The organism is Porphyrobacter sp. AAP82 (genome assembly GCF_000331285.1).
Classification (GTDB): Bacteria; Pseudomonadota; Alphaproteobacteria; order Sphingomonadales; family Sphingomonadaceae; genus Erythrobacter.
This window is the reverse complement of sequence record NZ_ANFX01000037.1, coordinates 171,516-187,529: the sequence shown is the minus strand read 5'-3', so window position 1 is coordinate 187,529 and position 16,014 is coordinate 171,516. Positions and strand designations below refer to the sequence as shown.

Here is a 16,014-nt window from a genome sequence, read left to right as displayed (position 1 = left end):
ATCATCCCGGATGGAACGGTAGCGCACGCTCTTGCGATCGGCATCGATGACGCGGCACGCCCGCCGGGATCGGTGCGGTCGATGGGCTGTGGCGGATCGAGGTATTTGGCGACAACATCACCAACGAACTCACGCGCAGCACAACCTTCAACGCGCCGCTGCGCGGCATTGCCTCGGCCGGGCCGCAAGGCCTTGCGCGGCTTGCCAACTTTGCCGAACCACGCACCTATGGCGTGACAGTGCGCACCAAGTTCTAGCCGCAGCTCTGGTACGTCTTTGCCGGGGCAGTCGAACTAGCAATAGTCTCGCACCTTGAGGCGGTCATCCGTGACCATCAGATCCAGCGTTGGCTTCCGCCGAAAGACGCCATGCGGCTTTCGGGCGCGAGCACCCATCCCGCTGATGACAACAACTGGGTGGGACGCGGACGTGGCTACTCGCCCGGTTTTTGTGCCTCGTCGCATGCTTGTTTTTCCTTAACCAACTGACCGACAATGCGGGCTACACTCGACCAGTTGTCGATGATAAAACGCCGCCTTTCGGCAAGGTCGGCGCGCGAGTAGTGGTATGAGTTCTGGTCGGCCCGCGACGTCGCAGTCCGCTTCTTGCGGTAGCGAGCACGGGCCAGAGAGCATCTTCTTCTATCAGGTGTGACACCCGCGGCAGAATATCTGGCCGATCTTGACGCAAGGCCATAGTGCACTCGCACTCAACCGAGATGATCGAGTTCAGCCAAAAGGCAGTCCCACACTCTCTCATCGACGACGTAAGGTCGAAGCTGGCTGCCGCCCGGAATCAGGAAGCCCTAGAAAGCTGCAAACATCCCCATCCGGGTCATGCCAATCAGGCGACGATTTGCCTCTAAGTGCCATCCACATCAGAAGAAGTTGGTAGCGGAGGAGGGACTCGAACCCCCGACACGCGGATTATGATTCCGCTGCTCTAACCGGCTGAGCTACTCCGCCCCATCGGGCTCCGGCGGGTCTTGCCATGCCGGATTCGGTGCCGGGTTGCCCCAGCGCGAGGCGCGCCATTAGGGCGGCGCGGGCGCGGGGTCAAGCCCCGTTGCAAGCGCGCCTTACAGCCGCTCGCGGCCCCGGAAGGCGCAGGTCTTGACCTCCTCCCACGGCCCCCCGCAATAGCGGTGCAGCGCGAGCGCGGGGAAGGTGAAGCTGCCCTTGGCAATCCACGGCGCGATGCGGTGCCCAAGCGCGGCCTGAAGCTCCCGCGCCTCGTTCGTGGTCACCTTGTTCTGGATGGTGATGTGCGGGCGCGGCTCGTGGAGGTCCTGGGCGGTGAGGCTGCCGCGGAAATGCTCGGCAATCCCGGCGCGCAGGGCGAGCAGCTGCGGCGCCTCGAGCGCGATCGCGGTGCCCTTGCCCAGATCCATCACCCCCTTCACCGCCCCTTCGGGCGCGGCGAATTCGGCGGCCACACGCGGCAGGTAGTCACGCAGCTCCCCGAGCAGCGAGGGCGCAAAGGCGTGGAACAGCGTCACATGCGCGTGGAGATGGTTCTTTTCAGGCGGATAATGCGCACGCCGCAGCCCTTCGGCAAAAGCCTGGAGATCGGTGGGCAGAACGGCGGTGAGGATGAAGGGATCAGCCAAGCGCCCTCCCCTCGCAGCCGATCACATCTCGCCCCGCTCGCGGCGGATCGCATACCACTTGGCGACGTTGGCGTTGTGTTCGGCGAGTGTGCTGGCGAACCAGTGCCCGCCGGTCCCGTCAGCGACCATGAACAGCGCCGACGTCTGTTCAGGGTTGAGCACCGCGGCGATGCTGGTGCGCCCCGGATTGGTGATCGGGCCTTCGGGCAGGCCGGTGCGGGTATAGGTGTTGTAGCCGTTGACCGCCGCGATTTCGGACTGGTTGATCCGGCGGCCCAGCGGCTTGCCCCTGGTGATCGGGTAGATGATCGTGGGGTCCGCCTGCAATTTCATCCCCGTGCGCACGCGGTTGGAATAGAGCCCGGCGACCATCCGGCGCTCCTCGGGCTTGCCGGTCTCCTTTTCGACAATCGAGGCGAGGATCAGCGCGTCGCGCATCGTGTCAACGGCGATGCCGGGGGCGCGCTTGGCCCATTCCTCGGCGAGCGCACGGTCCATCGCCGCCTGCATCTGTTCGACCAGCGCCTTGCGCGACTGGCCGCGCTCGAAGGAATAGGTGTCGGGCAGGATCGAGCCTTCGGGCGGCACGGCGATCTCCCCGGTCAGCAGGTCCTCGCCCATCAGCCGTTCCCAGACGAGGATCGACGGCATGCCTTCGGGGATGGTGACGAAGCGGCGCACCACCTTGCCGCTCTGGAAGGCGTCAAGGATGTCGCTCTGGCTCATGCCGGGGGTGAGCAGGAACTCGCCCGCCTGGATCGGCACGTCCGAGCCGAAGATGCGGGCCTGGAGCACGAAGCCGCTGGCCGAGGAGATCAGCCCCTCGGCCTCGAGCTTGGTCGCGACCGTGCCGACCGATGCGCCCGCAGGGATCGTGAAAGGCGTGTCCTTGGCGATCGTCGCCGAGCCGAGGAAGGTCGATGCCAGTACCAGACCCGCAAGCGCAAGGCCCAGCACCAGCAGCACAAGACCCCGCATGCGTGTCACGGTGTCAGCCCAGCTTCTGCATGATGATCGAGGCATTGGTGCCGCCGAAGCCGAAGGAATTGTTCAGCACCGCGCGCACCTGCCGCTTCCTCGCCACCAGCGGCACGAGGTCGATGCCCTCGGTGCCATCGTCGGGGTCATGGAGGTTCAGCGTCGGCGGCACGATCTGGTCGCGCATCGCGAGAATGCAGAAGATCGCCTCGACCGCACCCGCGCCGCCCAGCAGGTGGCCGATCGCGCTCTTGGTCGAGGACATCGAGGCGCCGCCGAGGTCGTCGCCCAGCACGCGCTTGATCGCAGCGAGCTCGATGGTATCGGCCATGGTCGAGGTGCCGTGGGCGTTGATGTAGTCGATATCGCCGGGGCCGAGACCGGCCTTTTTGAGCGCCATGCGCATTGCGAGTTCCGCGCCGCGGCCTTCGGGATGCGGGGCGGTGACGTGATAGGCATCGCCCGACAGGCCGTAGCCGGTGACTTCGGCATAGATCTTGGCGCCGCGGGCCTTGGCGCGCTCGTATTCTTCGAGCACCACCACGCCCGCGCCTTCGCCCATCACGAAGCCGTCGCGGTTCCGGTCATAGGGACGGCTCGCCTCCTTGGGCCGGTCGTTCATGCTCATGTTGAGCGCGCGCGCCTGGGCGAAGCCGGCGATACCCAATGGGTTGACGGTGCTTTCCGCACCGCCTGCCAGCATGATGTCGGCATCATCGGCCATGATCATCCGCGCCGCATCGCCGATCGAGTGCGCACCGGTCGAGCAGGCGGTGACGACCGCGTGGTTCGGGCCCATGAAGCCGTATTTGATCTGCACCTGGCCGGTGATGAGATTGATGAGCCGCCCGTGGACGAAGTGCGGCGAAACACGGCCGGGGCCGCGCTCGTGGAGGTTGACGCTCTCGATCTCGATCCCGGGAAGCCCGCCAATGCCGGAGCCGATCGAGCAGCCGGTGCGCTCCTTCTCGGCCTGGGTCATGTCGGTGAGGCCCGCATCTTCCAGCGCCTGCCCGGCCGCATCGATGCCGTAGACGATGAACGGATCGACCTGGCGCTGGACCTTGTGATCGACGCGCTTGTCGGGATCGAAACCCCAGGGGTGGTCCTTTGGCTTGACCTCGCAGGCGATGGTGCACTTCTGGTCCGAGGTATCGAAGCGGGTGATCTGGCCCGCCCCGCTTTCACCGGCAATCAGGTTCGCCCATGTCGTCTCGACATCGGCTCCAAGCGGGGTGACAAGGCCAAGCCCGGTTACAACCACACGGCGCATTCGCGTTCTCCGATAAAGCAACAGGCCCAACCCGGCGAAGGGCTGAGCCTGTCTAGGCCCCGATCCGCGTCCCGGCAATTGTGTGGCCGGAAGTTGTCCGCCTCTCTTCCCTCAAGGGAGATAGCGGACGGGCGCGGACGACAGGGCGTATCCTTGCGGGACTTAGCCCTTGTGTTCTTCGATGTACTTGGTCGCGTCACCGACCGTGGTGATCTTCTCGGCCGCATCGTCGGGGATTTCGACACCGAATTCCTCTTCGAAGGCCATCACCAGCTCCACGATGTCGAGGCTGTCCGCGCCGAGATCGTCGATGAAGCTTGCATCCTGGGTGACCTTGTCAGCCTCGACGCCGAGATGCTCGACGACAATCTTTGCCACCCGGTCGGCAGTATCGCTCATGGTATTCCCTCTTGAAACTGGGGTTAGATAAGTCGCCCCCGCCCTAAAGAAGGGCGGTGCGATGTGCAAGTGGCGATGACGATCAGCGCGCCGCGTCGCCGTTCCGAATGGAAAGCTGGCGTTCGGCGCGCTGGCGCGAGGCAATGCGGCCAAGGCCTTCCTGCGGTTCGAGCTTGCGCGGGCTGATGGCCAGAACCTCCTGATAAAGCTGCGCTGCGGTATCGAGCTCGCCCAGACGCTCAATGCAGAGCCCGACGTTGAAGAGCACGGTGACGCTGCGCGGATTCGTTTTCCTGAGATCTGCGAAGACTGCGCAGGCCTCTGCCACGTCGGTCTTGGTCAGCCGCAGGGCAGCCTTGAACGTCGCCTGATCGGGCTTGGACATGCCCTCGCGGCTCTCGAGCACCCGGATCGTCTCGTAGCGCTGCACCGGCGCGAGATCGTAGCGCACCGCATCGGCGAACTGGCGGGCAAGTTCCTCGACCATCGAATCGACCGGCGGGCTGCCGTCCTCGTCCTTGCAGAACCGGCGGCTGGCGGTGAGCTGGTCGCCCTTGCCGTAGAGCAGCTCGCCCCCGTGCGAGACCAGCCGCACCTCGGGCCGGAAGGTCACCTCGCGCGCGCGGCAGGGAATGTCGACCTTCTTCTTCTCGCTGCACTTGCCCCGGTCGCCGCGGGCGACGCATTCCTCGACCTGCTTGGTGCCGTCCTCACGGTCGCGCCACGAGACCTCGGCGATGCCGCGCATGACGGCATCGGCGCCGCCGCGATAGGCGGCCGGGTCGGCGTCGCGGTCATAGGTGTAGGTGGTGCCGCGCGGGGGCTCTGCGAAGGTCAGCTGGAACCACGCCCGGCCCTCGATCACCGCGCCGCGCAGCGCCGAATCGATCGCGAAGGCGAGCCGCTCCCCGCCGCGCCCGGCAAAGCCTGCCAACGCGATCGAGCGCGCGCGCGAAGGCGCGTCGGTGCCGGCGGCATAGATGCCCTCGACCGGCAGGGTCTCGGCCTGCGCCGCACCAGCGCAAAGCGCCGCTACCGTTCCGATCATCAACCTAAGCCGCATCGCCCTGCCCCCGCTTCGAACCCGCCCTGACCCGGAATTTCGCAGTCTTTGCGGGCACAAACAAGCCGATTTCACAGCCCTTGCCAGCCGTGCTGCACCCATGCGAGACCCGCGCGCATCATGCTGACCTTCTGCTCCCCCGCCCAGCAGGCCCACGCGCCCGCGTTGGAACTCGTCAACGGCACGGCGGAGGATCATGCCGAAACGCCCGCGCGGCTCGCCAACATGCTGGCGCAGATGGCGGCGGTGCGGGAGCCAGCCGACTTCGGCCTCGCCGCCATTCATGCGGTGCACGATCCGGCTTACGTGGCCTTCCTCCAATCCGCTCATGGCGCGTGGCTGGCAGCCGGACGCGCAGGCGATGCGATCGGCTATGCCTTTCCGGTGCGCGGGCGGCGGGCGCTCGATCTCGAGCGGATCGACGGCAAGCTCGGGCAATATGGCTTCGATACGGTCACGCCCATCGCCGCAGGCACATGGGAGGCCGCACATGGCGCGGCGCAATCGGCAATCTCCGCAGCAGAAGCGCTCGCCAGCGGCGAGGCGCGCCACAGCTTCGCCCTGTGCCGCCCGCCGGGGCACCATGCCGGAGCGGACTATTTCGGCGGCTATTGCTACCTGAACAACGCCGCGATCGCCGCGCGGGCGGCGGCTGCCAAGGGCCTCGGTCCGGTCGCGGTGCTCGATGTCGATTATCACCACGGCAACGGGACGCAGGACATCTTCTGGGAGGACGGACGCGTCTTCTTCGCCTCGATCCACGCCGATCCGCGCACCGATTTCCCCTATTTCTGGGGCCATGCCGACGAGCGCGGGGCGGGCGCGGGAGAGGGCACGACCTTCAACCAGCCGCTCCCGCGCGGCACTGGATGGGCGGCCTATGAAGGCGCGTTGGGCCGCGCGCTCGATGCCATTGCGCGGTTCGGCGCAAGGACGCTGATCGTCAGCTACGGCGCGGATACCTTTGCCGAGGACCCGATTGCGCAATTCGCCCTGACGACCGGCGACATGCGGGCCATGGGTGCCCGCATAGCCACGCTCGGCCTGCCGACGATCATCGTGATGGAAGGCGGCTACAACGTCGCGGCGCTGGGCCGCAACGTCGCCGCCTTCATCGCGGGGCTGGAAGGCACCTAGCCGACCGGCTTGGCCTGCGGCTCGACCACGCGCAGGTGGAGTTCACGAAGCGAGCGCGGCTCGGCCGGGCTCGGCGCGCCCATCAAGAGATCCTCGGCGCGCTGGTTCATCGGGAAAAGCGAGATTTCGCGCAGGTTCTTAGCGCCGCACAGCAGCATGATGATGCGGTCCACACCCGCCGCCATCCCCCCGTGCGGCGGCGCGCCGTACTGGAAGGCGCGGTACATGCCGCCGAAGCGTTCTTCCACGTCCGCCTTGGAGAGGCCGACGATCTCGAAAGCCTTCACCATCGTTTCGGGCTTGTGGTTGCGGATCGATCCGGAGGCGATCTCGTAGCCGTTGCACACGAGGTCGTATTGAAACGCCTTGATCGTCAGCGGGTCCTGCCCCTCAAGCGCATCGATCCCGCCTTGCGGCATCGAGAAGGGGTTGTGGGAGAAATCGACCTTCTTCTCGTCCTCGTTCCATTCGTAGAACGGGAAATCGACGATCCAGCACAGCGCAAAACGGCTCTCGTCGACGAGGCCCAGCTCCTCGCCGATGCGGATGCGCGCCGCGCCCGCGAGCTTGGCGGCATCGGCAGCCTTGCCGGCGGCGAAGAACAACCCGTCATTATCGCCAAGGCCGAGCTCGGCATAGAGCTCCGCCATCCGCTCGGGCCCGTGGTTCTTGGCGATCGGTCCGCCGAACTCGCCGGACTTGCGGGTGACATAGCCAAGGCCCGCAAAGCCTTCGCGGCGCGCCCAATCGTTCATGTCGTCGAAGAACTTGCGGCTCTTCTCGTGGGTTGCGGGCGCGGGGATCGCGCGCACCACGCCGCCGCCGCCGACGATTTTCTCGAACAGGCCGAAGCCCGACTGCGTGAAGTGCGACGAGACATCGCTGATGATCAGCGGATTGCGCAGGTCGGGCTTGTCCGAGCCGTACTTCAGCATCGCTTCGTCATAGGGAATGCGCGGGAAGTCACCCGCCGGGGTCACGGCCTTGTCGCCCGCGAACGCCGCGAAGGTGCCCTGGATCACCGGCTCCATCGTCTCCCAGACTTCTTCCTGGGTGACGAAGCTCATCTCAAGGTCGAGCTGGTAGAACTCGCCCGGCAGACGGTCGGCGCGCGGGTCCTCGTCGCGGAAGCAGGGGGCGATCTGGAAATAGCGGTCGAACCCTGCGACCATCAGCAGCTGCTTGTATTGCTGCGGCGCCTGCGGGAGCGCGTAGAACTTGCCCGCATGGATGCGGCTCGGCACGAGAAAGTCGCGCGCACCCTCGGGCGAAGAGGCGGTGAGAATGGGCGTCGAGAACTCGTTGAAACCTGCCGCGTTCATCCGCGCACGCATGTCGGCGATCACCGCCACGCGGGTCATGATGTTCTTGTGCAGCGTCTCGCGCCGGAGATCGAGGAAGCGGTACTTCAACCGGATGTCCTCGGGGTAGGGCTGCTCGTCGGCGACCGGCATCGGCAGTTCTTCGGCCGCGCTCTGGACTGTCACCGCGCGGGCAAAAACCTCGATCGCGCCGGTTGCGAGGTTGGCGTTGACCGTCTCGGCCACGCGCGCCTTGACGGTGCCTTCGATCGTGACGACGCTCTCGATCCTGAGACCCTCGAGCACCGGCAGCGCCGCGCTGTCGCTGTCGGCGACGATCTGGGTGATGCCGTAATGGTCGCGCAGATCGACGAACAGCACGCCCCCGTGGTCGCGCTTGCGGTGGATCCAGCCCGACAGGCGGACGGTCTCGCCGACCTGATCGGCAGAAAGCTGTGCGCAAGTATGCGTGCGGTAGGGGTGCATCTAAACTCTTGTCCTGTTCGCGGCTATGACGCTAGGGCGCGCGGGCGCGTTTGGAGCCTTGCTCCGTCGTCGGCGCGCTAACAGGGCAAGCCCGGCACTTTGTCAAGCGGTGCGGGCGCAAACTGGGAACGATCCCGAGGGCGGCACTCCGCCCGTTGAACGCGAAAAGTTGACATGAAAATCCACCCGCTGATCACCACCACCGAGGCCCTCTCCGAACTCTGCGACCGCCTTGCGAAGTCCGATTTCGTCGCGGTCGACACCGAATTCATGCGCGAGAACACCTATTGGCCCGAACTGTGCCTGGTGCAGATCGCCAATACCGAGGAAGCCGCCGCGATCGATCCGATGGCCGACGGCATCGACCTTGCGCCCCTGCTCGACCTGATGTGCGACAATGAAGACGTGCTCAAGGTCTTCCACGCCGGCGGGCAGGATGTCGAGATCATCGTCAACCTCACCGGCAAGACCCCGCATCCCATATTCGACACCCAGATCGCGATGATGGCGATCAGCCAGTCCGAACAGATCGGCTATGCCAATCTGGTCGAGACATGGGTCGGCGTCACCATCGACAAGGGCGCGCGCTTTACTGACTGGAGCCGCCGCCCACTGACCGACAGGCAGATCGAATATGCCATCGGCGACGTCACCTATCTGGCAGGTATCTTCCCCAAGATCCTGAAAAAGCTGATCAAGACCGGCCGGGGCCTGTGGCTCGACGCGGAGATGGAGAAGCTCGCCGATCCTTCCAACTATCTGACCGACCCGGGCATCGCGTGGAAGCGCATCCGCCAGCCGGGCCGCAACCCGCAGGTGCTCGGCCGGATGAAGGCATTGGCCGCGTGGCGCGAGAGCGAGGCGCAGCACAAGAACATCCCGCGCGGGCGGATCATGCGCGACGAGACCCTCGCCGATATCGCCAGCCACCCGCCCAAGACGCAAGGCGATCTTGCCAAGGTGCGCGGGCTTTCCCCTGCGTGGAAGGACAATGACATCGGCAAGCGCCTGATGAAGGTGCTGGCCGAAGCCGAACCGCTGCCCAAATCGGAGATGCCCGAAAAGATCAAGCAGGGCGCCCCGCTCGGCAAGGAAGGCGCGCTGGTCGCCGATCTCCTGAAGCTGCTGCTCAAGATTCGCGCCCGCGAGATCGACGTCGCCCCGCGCCTGCTCACCCGTGCCGACGAGATGGAGGCGCTTGCGGCGGGCGTGCGCAAGCTGCCGGTGCTGGAAGGCTGGCGCTACGAGGTGTTCGGCAAGGACGCGCTTGACCTCGTCGAAGGCAAGCTCGCCTTCGCGGTCGAGCAGGGCAGGCTCAAGATGACCCACATCGATGACGTGCCCGCCCCCGCGCCCGCGCCCGATACGCTGGCGGCAGAATAGCGCGGGCCGTGAGCACCTACCTTCCCACCATCAAGCAGCTGCAATATCTCGTCGCGCTGCATGAGCATGGGCACTTCGGGAAGGCGGCTGATGCGAGCTTCGTTTCGCAATCGACCCTGTCGGCGGGCATCCGCGAGCTCGAATCGCTGCTTGGCGTGACGCTGGTCGAACGCTCGCGGCGGGTGGTGCGGTTCACGGCGCTCGGCGAACAGGTGGTGGCCAAGGCCAACCGCCTGCTGCGCGAGGCGGAAGAGCTTGCCGATCTGGTATCGGCCTCGGGCAAGCCGCTGGTCGGCGAATTGCGGATGAGCGTGATCCCGACGATCGCGCCGTTCCTGCTTCCCCGCATGTTGCCGCGCCTGAAGCGCGAGCGGCCGGACCTCAAGCTGATGCTGCGCGAGGAGACCAGCCACGATGCGCTCGAATCCCTCAGCCATGGCCGGGTCGATTGCGTGCTGCTCGCCCTGCCCTTCGACACGGGCGACGCGGCGATCGCGCATATTGCCGACGACCGGCTGTTCGTGGCCTTCCCTAAGGACGATCCGCGCGATCCGCCGGCGACGATCAAACCCGGCATGATCGATCAGGGACGGCTCCTTCTGCTGGAAGACGGCCACTGCCTGCGCGACCATGCCCTCGCCGCCTGTTCCCGCTCCGAACTGCGCGCGAGCGCGGCGATGATCGGCACCTCCTTGCACACCCTGGTGCAGCTGGTCGACAATGATCTGGGCCTCACCATGCTCCCAGAGATGGCGCTGAAGGCGGGCATTCTCGCCGGCACCGAGGTGGTCGCGCGGCCCGTCGACAGCCCCACCGCCAAGCGCGAGATCGTGCTGGCATGGCGCAAGAATTCGCCGCGGGAGGCCGATTTCCTGCTCCTTGCCGAGGAGCTGCGGGCGGGATGATGCCATTGGCGCTGCGTGACAAAGCGGCTGGACCGCACGCGTGACCCCGCCCCGCCGAAGTGCGGTTGGTGACCCGCGATGGCTGGCTGGTGCGCGAGGGGCGGTGGGGCGAAGTGCTGCTGGGCGACATCCCGGACACCGTGCTCGCGATCATCAGGCAGCAGCCCGAGGGCTGAGGCGTCAGCACTCCACCAGCGCGAAGCTCATGGCGAGGGTTGCGCCCATTGCGGGGCGCCAGCGGCCGCGCGCTGCGGCGGTGGGACGCGGCGGCGCGGCATCGGGCGATGCCGCCGGGCGGACGTCATAGGCCGCCAGCCTCGCCAGCTCGCCGAGCTCGCGCTGCTCCATGTCGCCGACCATGCCGTGGACGTCTTCGGCCAGCAGCTCGGCATCGCCGATCAGCGCCGAGGCGCGGGTGAACTCGCCGCGCGCAAGGGCATCGCGCGCCTCGCCCTGAAGTTTGCGCGCGTGATCAGCCAACTGTCCGACGTAAGCGCCCGGTTCGGGCGAACGATCCCATCCCATGGGAGCGAAGGTAACCTGAAACCCCGCGCCGGTTCCAGTGCGAAACCTGCAAGTCAATCCATGTGCTTGAGGCCGATCCGCAGGTAATCCCAGCCGGTGATGCAGGTCAGCACGGCGGCGGTCCACAAGGACACCAGTCCGACCAGATGCACCCAGCTTTGCGCGATCGTGCCGCAGCCCTCGCCCACCGACTGGCAGGGCTGCCCGTGGACCGCCCCGCCCAGAATCAGCGCGCCCAGCGCCACCAGCTGGAAAGTGGTCTTCCACTTGGCGAGCCGGGAGACCGGGACCGAGACCTGGATGCCGCCCAGAAACTCGCGCAGGCCCGAAACCGCGATCTCTCGCACCAGGATGACGAGGCCAGCGATAACATGGACATCGCCCGCATAGGGCCCGCGCAGATAGCCCTGCGCGGTCAGCACCAGAATCACCGCTGCGACCATGATCTTGTCGGCAATCGGATCGAGAAAGATGCCGAGCTTGGAGACCGTCCCTTGCGCGCGGGCGAGATAGCCGTCCAGAAAATCGGTGATGGCGATAATGCAATAGAGCACAAAACCAATCAGATAGCCCGCGCGCCATTCCGGCCACCACAGGAAGAACGCCAGCAGCGGCACCGCGAAGATGCGGCTGGCGGTAAGGATGTTCGGCAGGCTCGACATAGGTTTCCCCCGCCCCCTCTAGCGGCTTAGACCCTTCGGCAAAACCCCCGCGCACAGAAAGCGGCGAATAGGCGATGCGCTGTCCCCTTGCGGTTTGCGCACTTGTGAAACCCCGGGCCGGCGCTATGTCGCTGGTAACTGACAGGGAAGCCCCAGCGTTACCACGGCATGACCACATCGCTCCAACTCATGGGCAAGCGTCGCTTTGCACCGCTGTTTGTCACCCAGCTGCTCAACGCGCTCAACGACAATCTCTACAAGAACGCGATGGTGCTGTTCATCGTGTACCAGCTCTATGATTCGCCCGAGATGGAGACGCTGGTGAGCGGTGTGGCAACCGCGCTGTTCGTGATCCCCTTCGTGCTGTTCTCGGCCACCTCGGGCCAGCTTGCCGACATGCGCGACAAGACGAAGATCATCCGCTGGATCAAGTTCGCCGAGATCATCATCATGACCGCGGGCGCCGCCGGGCTGCTCATGGCGGCGCGCGGCGTGATGGTCGAAAGCGTGGCAATCCCGCTGATGTTCGCCGCCCTGTTCGCGATGGGCGTCCATTCGACCTTCTTCGGCCCGATCAAATACGCGATCCTTCCCCAGCACCTCCCGGACCACGAAGTGCTCGCCGGCACCGGCCTGGTCGAAGCGGGGACCTACGTGGCGATCCTCACCGGCATGATCCTGGCCGCGGTCCTTTCGGTGGGCGAGAGCACTCTCGCGGTGATCGCGATCGCGCTGGTCGGCTATGCGGTATGCCGCCTCGTCCCCACCGCCCCGCCGCAGAGCAGCGACGTGACGGTCGAATGGAACCCGATGCGCGCGTCCAGATCGTTGATCGCCTTCTCGTTTGCCAATCTCGAGCTGCGCTATTCGGTGCTGGCAATCAGCTATTTCTGGGCGATCGCGGCGATCCTCGGGGTGCAGTTCTTCCCCCTCGCCAAGAACGTGCTGCTGGCCGACAAGCAAGTGGCGATGGTGATGCTGGTCGCTTTCTCGGCCGGCATCGCGATCGGATCGGTGGCGATCAACGCGCTGCTCAAGGGCAAGATTTCCGCCCGCCATTCGCCGCTCTCGGTGCTGGTGATGGGGGCGCTGCTGATCGCGTTCTACCTGATCTGCCGCACCTGGGATCTGAAGCCCGCGGGCGAGCTGTTCACCGTTACCGAATTCCTCAGCCAGCCGTTGGCGCTGGTGCTGGTCGCCAACCTGCTGCTGATCGCGGTTGCCGGCGGCATGTTCGTGGTGCCGCTCTACGCCTTCCTGACGACGCGGGTGGAAAAGTCCGAAGCCTCGCGCTCGGTCGCGGCGAACAACTTCATCTCCTCGGTGTTCATGGCCGTGGGCGCCGGGATTGCCGGCGTGCTGGGCTTCCTCGGCATCCCGCTCGCCGAGCAATTGCTGCTGAGCCTGGCGCTGTGCCTGGTTTCGGCGCATCTGGCGCGCAAGCTGTACCGGGAAGAACAGCAGCGCCTGCCGGCTGCCGCCTAGTCTTTCGCGTCTTCGGCGAGCGTGTGGGCGACAATGGCATTGGCGTGGCCATGACCGAGCCCGTGCTGCTTGAGCACCGCCACCAGCTCCCTGTGCTTGGCCGGCACGGCCGAGCGCACGATCGCCTGCCAATGGGCAATCGGCTGGCCATAGGTTTTCTCGATCGAGGGGAAATAGGACGCGGGGCCCTTGGGCTTGTGTTCGTCGCTCATCGCGATGATTTTGCGACCGGCGCGATCTGCGTCCGTAACCTAGACTATGAATGCCAACACCGCGAACGTCACCGCAATATAGGTGCTGGCGACGCCGCGCACGTCTTCCATGGTCAGCCGCCACAGGCTCTCGGCCGGAATCGGGATCAGGTCGTGTTTGACGTGCGGCGGCAGGCTCATGCGGAACCAGTGGCGGGCGGTCTCGTCGGTGAGAACCAGGCTGCGGCGCATCTTCGCGACTCTCCTTGTGGCAGGAGGGTTGTCTTTAAGACTTTCTTAACCATTGAAAACGGTTTGCGACAGGTGTGTCGCAGCATGGGACAGGGCGCGTTTGCGCCGGAGCGCCCGCGCGGTTAGAGGCGGGAACGAGACGACGGGAGAGTTCTTGCGATGACCGATTCAACCCGCCCGGAAGGCACCCGCACAGCGGCTGCCCTCTTGGTCGATTGCCTTGCCACGCAAGGGTGCGAGCGGATTTTCACCGTGCCGGGCGAAAGCTTCCTCGCCGTGCTCGATGCCCTGCCCGATGTCCCCGCGATCGAGGTCGTCACCTGCCGCCAGGAAGGCGGGGTCGGCTTCATGGCCTGCGCCGACGGGGCGATGACCGGACGCCCCGGGGTGGCCTTCGTCACGCGCGGACCGGGCGCGACCAATGCCAGCATCGGCGTGCATGTCGCGCATCAGGATTCGCAACCCATGATCCTGTTCGTCGGCGATGTGGCGCGCGCCATGCAGGGGCGTGAGGGCTTCCAGGAGGTCGATTTCCCGGCCTTCTTCGGCCCCATCTGCAAGTGGGCGGCGCGGATCGATGATCCCTTGCGCATCCCCGAATATATCGCGCGCGCCTATGCCGTGGCGATCAGCGGGCGGCCCGGCCCGGTGGTCCTCGCCCTGCCCGAGGACATGCTGGTCGAACACGTCCCCGCCAGCCTGCAACCGCGCCCACAGGCGCTGCGCCCCGCGCAGGCCGTGTGCCCCGATGCGATGCGCGCGCTGTTCGACATGATCGGTGACGCGGCAAGCCCCATCGCGATCATCGGCGGCGCGGGGTGGAACGCCAAGGCGCGCGAATACTTCCGGCAATTCGCCGAGGGGATCGGACTTCCCGTCGCCACCGCCTTCCGCCGCCAGGACGCGATCGCCCCCGAAAGCGCGGTCTATGCCGGCAATCTCGGCTATGGCCCCAACCCGCAGCTTGTCGAGCGGGTGAAGAGCGCCGACCTCGTCATCGCCGTCGGCGCGCGGCTCGGCGAGGCGACGACCGATGGCTACACCGTCCCGACCCTCGAACACCCCGGCCGGACGCTCGTCCACATCCACCCCGATCCCGAGGAACTGGGCCGCGTCTACCGCACCGATCTGGCGCTGTGCTGCGCTGTGGACGAATTCGCTGAATGCGCCGCCCTGTGGGATCACGGCGACATCATCCCCTTCGATGCCGGCGCCGAGGCGCACACCGATTGGCTCGCGTGGTCCACGCCGCAACCCTCGGACGCCGCGATGGACCTCGGCGCCTGCGTGGCGGCGATGCGCGAGAGCCTGCCTGCCGACACGATCATCTGCAACGGCGCGGGCAATTTCGCCGGCTGGTGGCATCGCTACTGGCACTATGCCGCCTATCCCGGCCAGCTTGCCCCGACCTGCGGGGCGATGGGCTACGGCGTGCCCGCTGCGGTCGCCGCCGCGCTGCGCTTCCCTGATCGCACCGTCGTTGCCGTGGCGGGGGACGGGGATTTCCTGATGAACGGGCAGGAACTCGCCACCGCCGCGCAACATGGCGCCTCGCTGATCGTGGTGGTGGTCGATAACGGCGCCTACGGCACGATCCGCATGCACCAGGAGCGCGAATATCCCGGCCGCGTGTCGGCAACGGCGCTCGCCAACCCCGATTTCGCGATGCTCGGCGCAGCTTACGGCGCGTGGAGTGCGCGGGTCGAGACGACCGCAGAGTTCCTCGCCGCGCTCGAGGAGGCCAGGGGACGCAGCGGCATCCGCCTGATCCACGCGCTCACCGATCTGGAACGCATCGCGGCGAGCGGTGCGACGATCGCGGGCTTGCGCGCAAGGGCCGGCCGGACCGCCTAGGCTCCTGCCATCTCGCGGATCACCGCCCATTCCTCGGGGCTGACCGCGCAGACCGACAGGCGCGAGAGGCGAATCAGCTGCATCTCGGCAAGCCGCGGCTCGGCCTTGATCGCGGCAAGGGTGACAGCGCGCGGGAGCTTCTCCTTTGCCTTCAGCTTCACCGCCGCCCACTTGCCGGTCTCGTCGGTGGGATCGCCGATCCCGCTCACCGTGATCTGGGCGATGCCGACGATCTCCAGCCCCTCGCGGCTGTGGTAGAACAACGCCTCGTCACCCGGCTGCATCGCCATCAGGTTGTTGCGCGCAAGGTAGTTGCGCACTCCGTCCCACGTGCCCTCACCCTCGGCCACGAGGTCATCCCAGCTATACTTGAAGGGTTCGGATTTCATCAGCCAGTAGGCCATGCGCAGAGCTGCTCCCATGCGAGTGTCGCGCCCCGATAGCCGCTACCCGCCCCCCTCGCCAAGCCCTGCCGATTAACCCGATGTTTAGTGCAATCTGCGATGAAACT

At 66.2% G+C, this 16,014-nt stretch carries 16 protein-coding genes and 1 tRNA gene; 5 read left to right on the top strand and 12 right to left on the bottom strand.

Annotation, left to right across the window (positions count from 1 at the left end; translation table 11 throughout):
- Positions 1–888 precede the first annotated feature (888 nt).
- From D620_RS0112830 to D620_RS0112805, 6 genes are all read right to left on the bottom strand, one after another.
- Positions 889–965 (bottom strand) — tRNA-Met (locus D620_RS0112830).
- Positions 966–1,078: 113 nt separating this feature from the next.
- Entirely contained in the window at positions 1,079–1,609 is a 531-nt protein-coding gene (locus D620_RS0112825; protein WP_017666220.1) for a 2'-5' RNA ligase family protein, read from the bottom strand.
- A gap of 21 nt (positions 1,610–1,630) precedes the next feature.
- A complete protein-coding gene (mltG, locus tag D620_RS0112820; RefSeq protein ID WP_017666219.1) occupies positions 1,631–2,587 on the bottom strand; it encodes an endolytic transglycosylase MltG in 957 nt (318 codons plus the stop codon).
- A gap of 13 nt (positions 2,588–2,600) precedes the next feature.
- Positions 2,601–3,860 carry a beta-ketoacyl-ACP synthase II gene (gene fabF / locus D620_RS0112815; RefSeq protein ID WP_017666218.1) on the bottom strand — a complete coding sequence of 420 codons (1,260 nt, stop codon included), beginning with the start codon at positions 3,858–3,860 and terminating at the stop codon, positions 2,601–2,603.
- 162 nt (positions 3,861–4,022) lie between these two features.
- Positions 4,023–4,259: an acyl carrier protein gene (locus tag D620_RS0112810; RefSeq protein ID WP_017666217.1), complete on the bottom strand. Its 237-nt coding sequence runs from the start codon at positions 4,257–4,259 to the stop codon at positions 4,023–4,025.
- Between the two features lie 82 nt (positions 4,260–4,341).
- Entirely contained in the window at positions 4,342–5,307 is a 966-nt protein-coding gene (locus tag D620_RS0112805; RefSeq protein ID WP_033376804.1) for a tetratricopeptide repeat protein, read from the bottom strand.
- A 135-nt stretch (positions 5,308–5,442) separates the two neighbouring features.
- On the opposite strand from D620_RS0112805, the gene D620_RS0112800 reads away from it, so the two are divergent.
- Positions 5,443–6,459, top strand: coding sequence for a histone deacetylase family protein (locus tag D620_RS0112800; RefSeq protein ID WP_017666215.1), 1,017 nt, complete (start codon positions 5,443–5,445; stop codon positions 6,457–6,459).
- Here the strand turns inward: D620_RS0112800 and aspS are convergent.
- Positions 6,456–8,246 (bottom strand): aspartate--tRNA ligase, encoded by a 1,791-nt coding sequence (gene aspS / locus D620_RS0112795; protein WP_017666214.1) that lies wholly within the window; start codon positions 8,244–8,246, stop codon positions 6,456–6,458. The genes D620_RS0112800 and aspS overlap by 4 nt on opposite strands.
- Positions 8,247–8,420: 174 nt before the next feature.
- Here aspS and rnd point away from each other — a divergent pair, with 174 nt between their 5' ends.
- Together rnd and D620_RS0112785 are read left to right on the top strand one after the other, a co-directional pair.
- Positions 8,421–9,629: a ribonuclease D gene (gene rnd, locus D620_RS0112790; RefSeq protein ID WP_017666213.1), complete on the top strand. Its 1,209-nt coding sequence runs from the start codon at positions 8,421–8,423 to the stop codon at positions 9,627–9,629.
- 8 nt (positions 9,630–9,637) lie between these two features.
- Complete coding sequence (locus D620_RS0112785) at positions 9,638–10,534, top strand: LysR substrate-binding domain-containing protein (protein ID WP_017666212.1); 897 nt, start codon at positions 9,638–9,640, stop codon at positions 10,532–10,534.
- 180 nt (positions 10,535–10,714) lie between these two features.
- Here the strand turns inward: D620_RS0112785 and D620_RS0112775 are convergent, their stop codons facing one another.
- On the bottom strand, positions 10,715–11,059 hold the full coding sequence (locus D620_RS0112775; protein ID WP_017666210.1) for a hypothetical protein: 345 nt from the start codon (positions 11,057–11,059) through the stop codon (positions 10,715–10,717).
- Between the two features lie 53 nt (positions 11,060–11,112).
- Positions 11,113–11,721, bottom strand: coding sequence for a CDP-diacylglycerol--glycerol-3-phosphate 3-phosphatidyltransferase (pgsA, locus tag D620_RS0112770; protein WP_017666209.1), 609 nt, complete (start codon positions 11,719–11,721; stop codon positions 11,113–11,115).
- Between the two features lie 168 nt (positions 11,722–11,889).
- Between pgsA and D620_RS0112765 the strand changes: the two genes are divergently transcribed.
- Positions 11,890–13,206 (top strand): MFS transporter, encoded by a 1,317-nt coding sequence (locus D620_RS0112765; RefSeq protein WP_026092198.1) that lies wholly within the window; start codon positions 11,890–11,892, stop codon positions 13,204–13,206.
- On the opposite strand, the gene D620_RS0112760 is transcribed toward D620_RS0112765, so the two are convergent.
- Entirely contained in the window at positions 13,203–13,418 is a 216-nt protein-coding gene (locus D620_RS0112760) for a DUF4287 domain-containing protein (protein ID WP_017666207.1), read from the bottom strand. The genes D620_RS0112765 and D620_RS0112760 overlap by 4 nt on opposite strands.
- A gap of 39 nt (positions 13,419–13,457) precedes the next feature.
- Positions 13,458–13,649, bottom strand: coding sequence for a hypothetical protein (locus D620_RS0112755; protein WP_017666206.1), 192 nt, complete (start codon positions 13,647–13,649; stop codon positions 13,458–13,460).
- Positions 13,650–13,808: 159 nt separating this feature from the next.
- Between D620_RS0112755 and D620_RS0112750 the strand changes: the two genes are divergently transcribed.
- Positions 13,809–15,503: a thiamine pyrophosphate-binding protein gene (locus tag D620_RS0112750; RefSeq protein ID WP_017666205.1), complete on the top strand. Its 1,695-nt coding sequence runs from the start codon at positions 13,809–13,811 to the stop codon at positions 15,501–15,503.
- Here D620_RS0112750 and D620_RS0112745 read toward each other — a convergent pair.
- Positions 15,500–15,907, bottom strand: a complete 408-nt coding sequence (locus tag D620_RS0112745) for an EVE domain-containing protein (protein WP_017666204.1) — start codon at positions 15,905–15,907, stop codon at positions 15,500–15,502. The genes D620_RS0112750 and D620_RS0112745 overlap by 4 nt on opposite strands.
- Positions 15,908–16,014 lie beyond the last annotated feature (107 nt).

Coding starts and splice junctions, on each gene's coding strand:
- fabF (WP_017666218.1), bottom strand. CDS start 3,860: ATGCGCCGTGTGGTTGTAACCGGGCTTGGCCTTGTCACCCCGCTTGGA.
- mltG (WP_017666219.1), bottom strand. CDS start 2,587: ATGCGGGGTCTTGTGCTGCTGGTGCTGGGCCTTGCGCTTGCGGGTCTG.
- D620_RS0112805 (WP_033376804.1), bottom strand. CDS start 5,307: ATGATCGGAACGGTAGCGGCGCTTTGCGCTGGTGCGGCGCAGGCCGAG.
- D620_RS0112745 (WP_017666204.1), bottom strand. CDS start 15,907: ATGGCCTACTGGCTGATGAAATCCGAACCCTTCAAGTATAGCTGGGAT.
- D620_RS0112765 (WP_026092198.1), top strand. CDS start 11,890: ATGACCACATCGCTCCAACTCATGGGCAAGCGTCGCTTTGCACCGCTG.
- D620_RS0112760 (WP_017666207.1), bottom strand. CDS start 13,418: ATGAGCGACGAACACAAGCCCAAGGGCCCCGCGTCCTATTTCCCCTCG.
- rnd (WP_017666213.1), top strand. CDS start 8,421: ATGAAAATCCACCCGCTGATCACCACCACCGAGGCCCTCTCCGAACTC.
- aspS (WP_017666214.1), bottom strand. CDS start 8,246: ATGCACCCCTACCGCACGCATACTTGCGCACAGCTTTCTGCCGATCAG.
- D620_RS0112810 (WP_017666217.1), bottom strand. CDS start 4,259: ATGAGCGATACTGCCGACCGGGTGGCAAAGATTGTCGTCGAGCATCTC.
- D620_RS0112750 (WP_017666205.1), top strand. CDS start 13,809: ATGACCGATTCAACCCGCCCGGAAGGCACCCGCACAGCGGCTGCCCTC.
- D620_RS0112755 (WP_017666206.1), bottom strand. CDS start 13,649: ATGCGCCGCAGCCTGGTTCTCACCGACGAGACCGCCCGCCACTGGTTC.
- D620_RS0112800 (WP_017666215.1), top strand. CDS start 5,443: ATGCTGACCTTCTGCTCCCCCGCCCAGCAGGCCCACGCGCCCGCGTTG.
- D620_RS0112775 (WP_017666210.1), bottom strand. CDS start 11,059: ATGGGATGGGATCGTTCGCCCGAACCGGGCGCTTACGTCGGACAGTTG.
- pgsA (WP_017666209.1), bottom strand. CDS start 11,721: ATGTCGAGCCTGCCGAACATCCTTACCGCCAGCCGCATCTTCGCGGTG.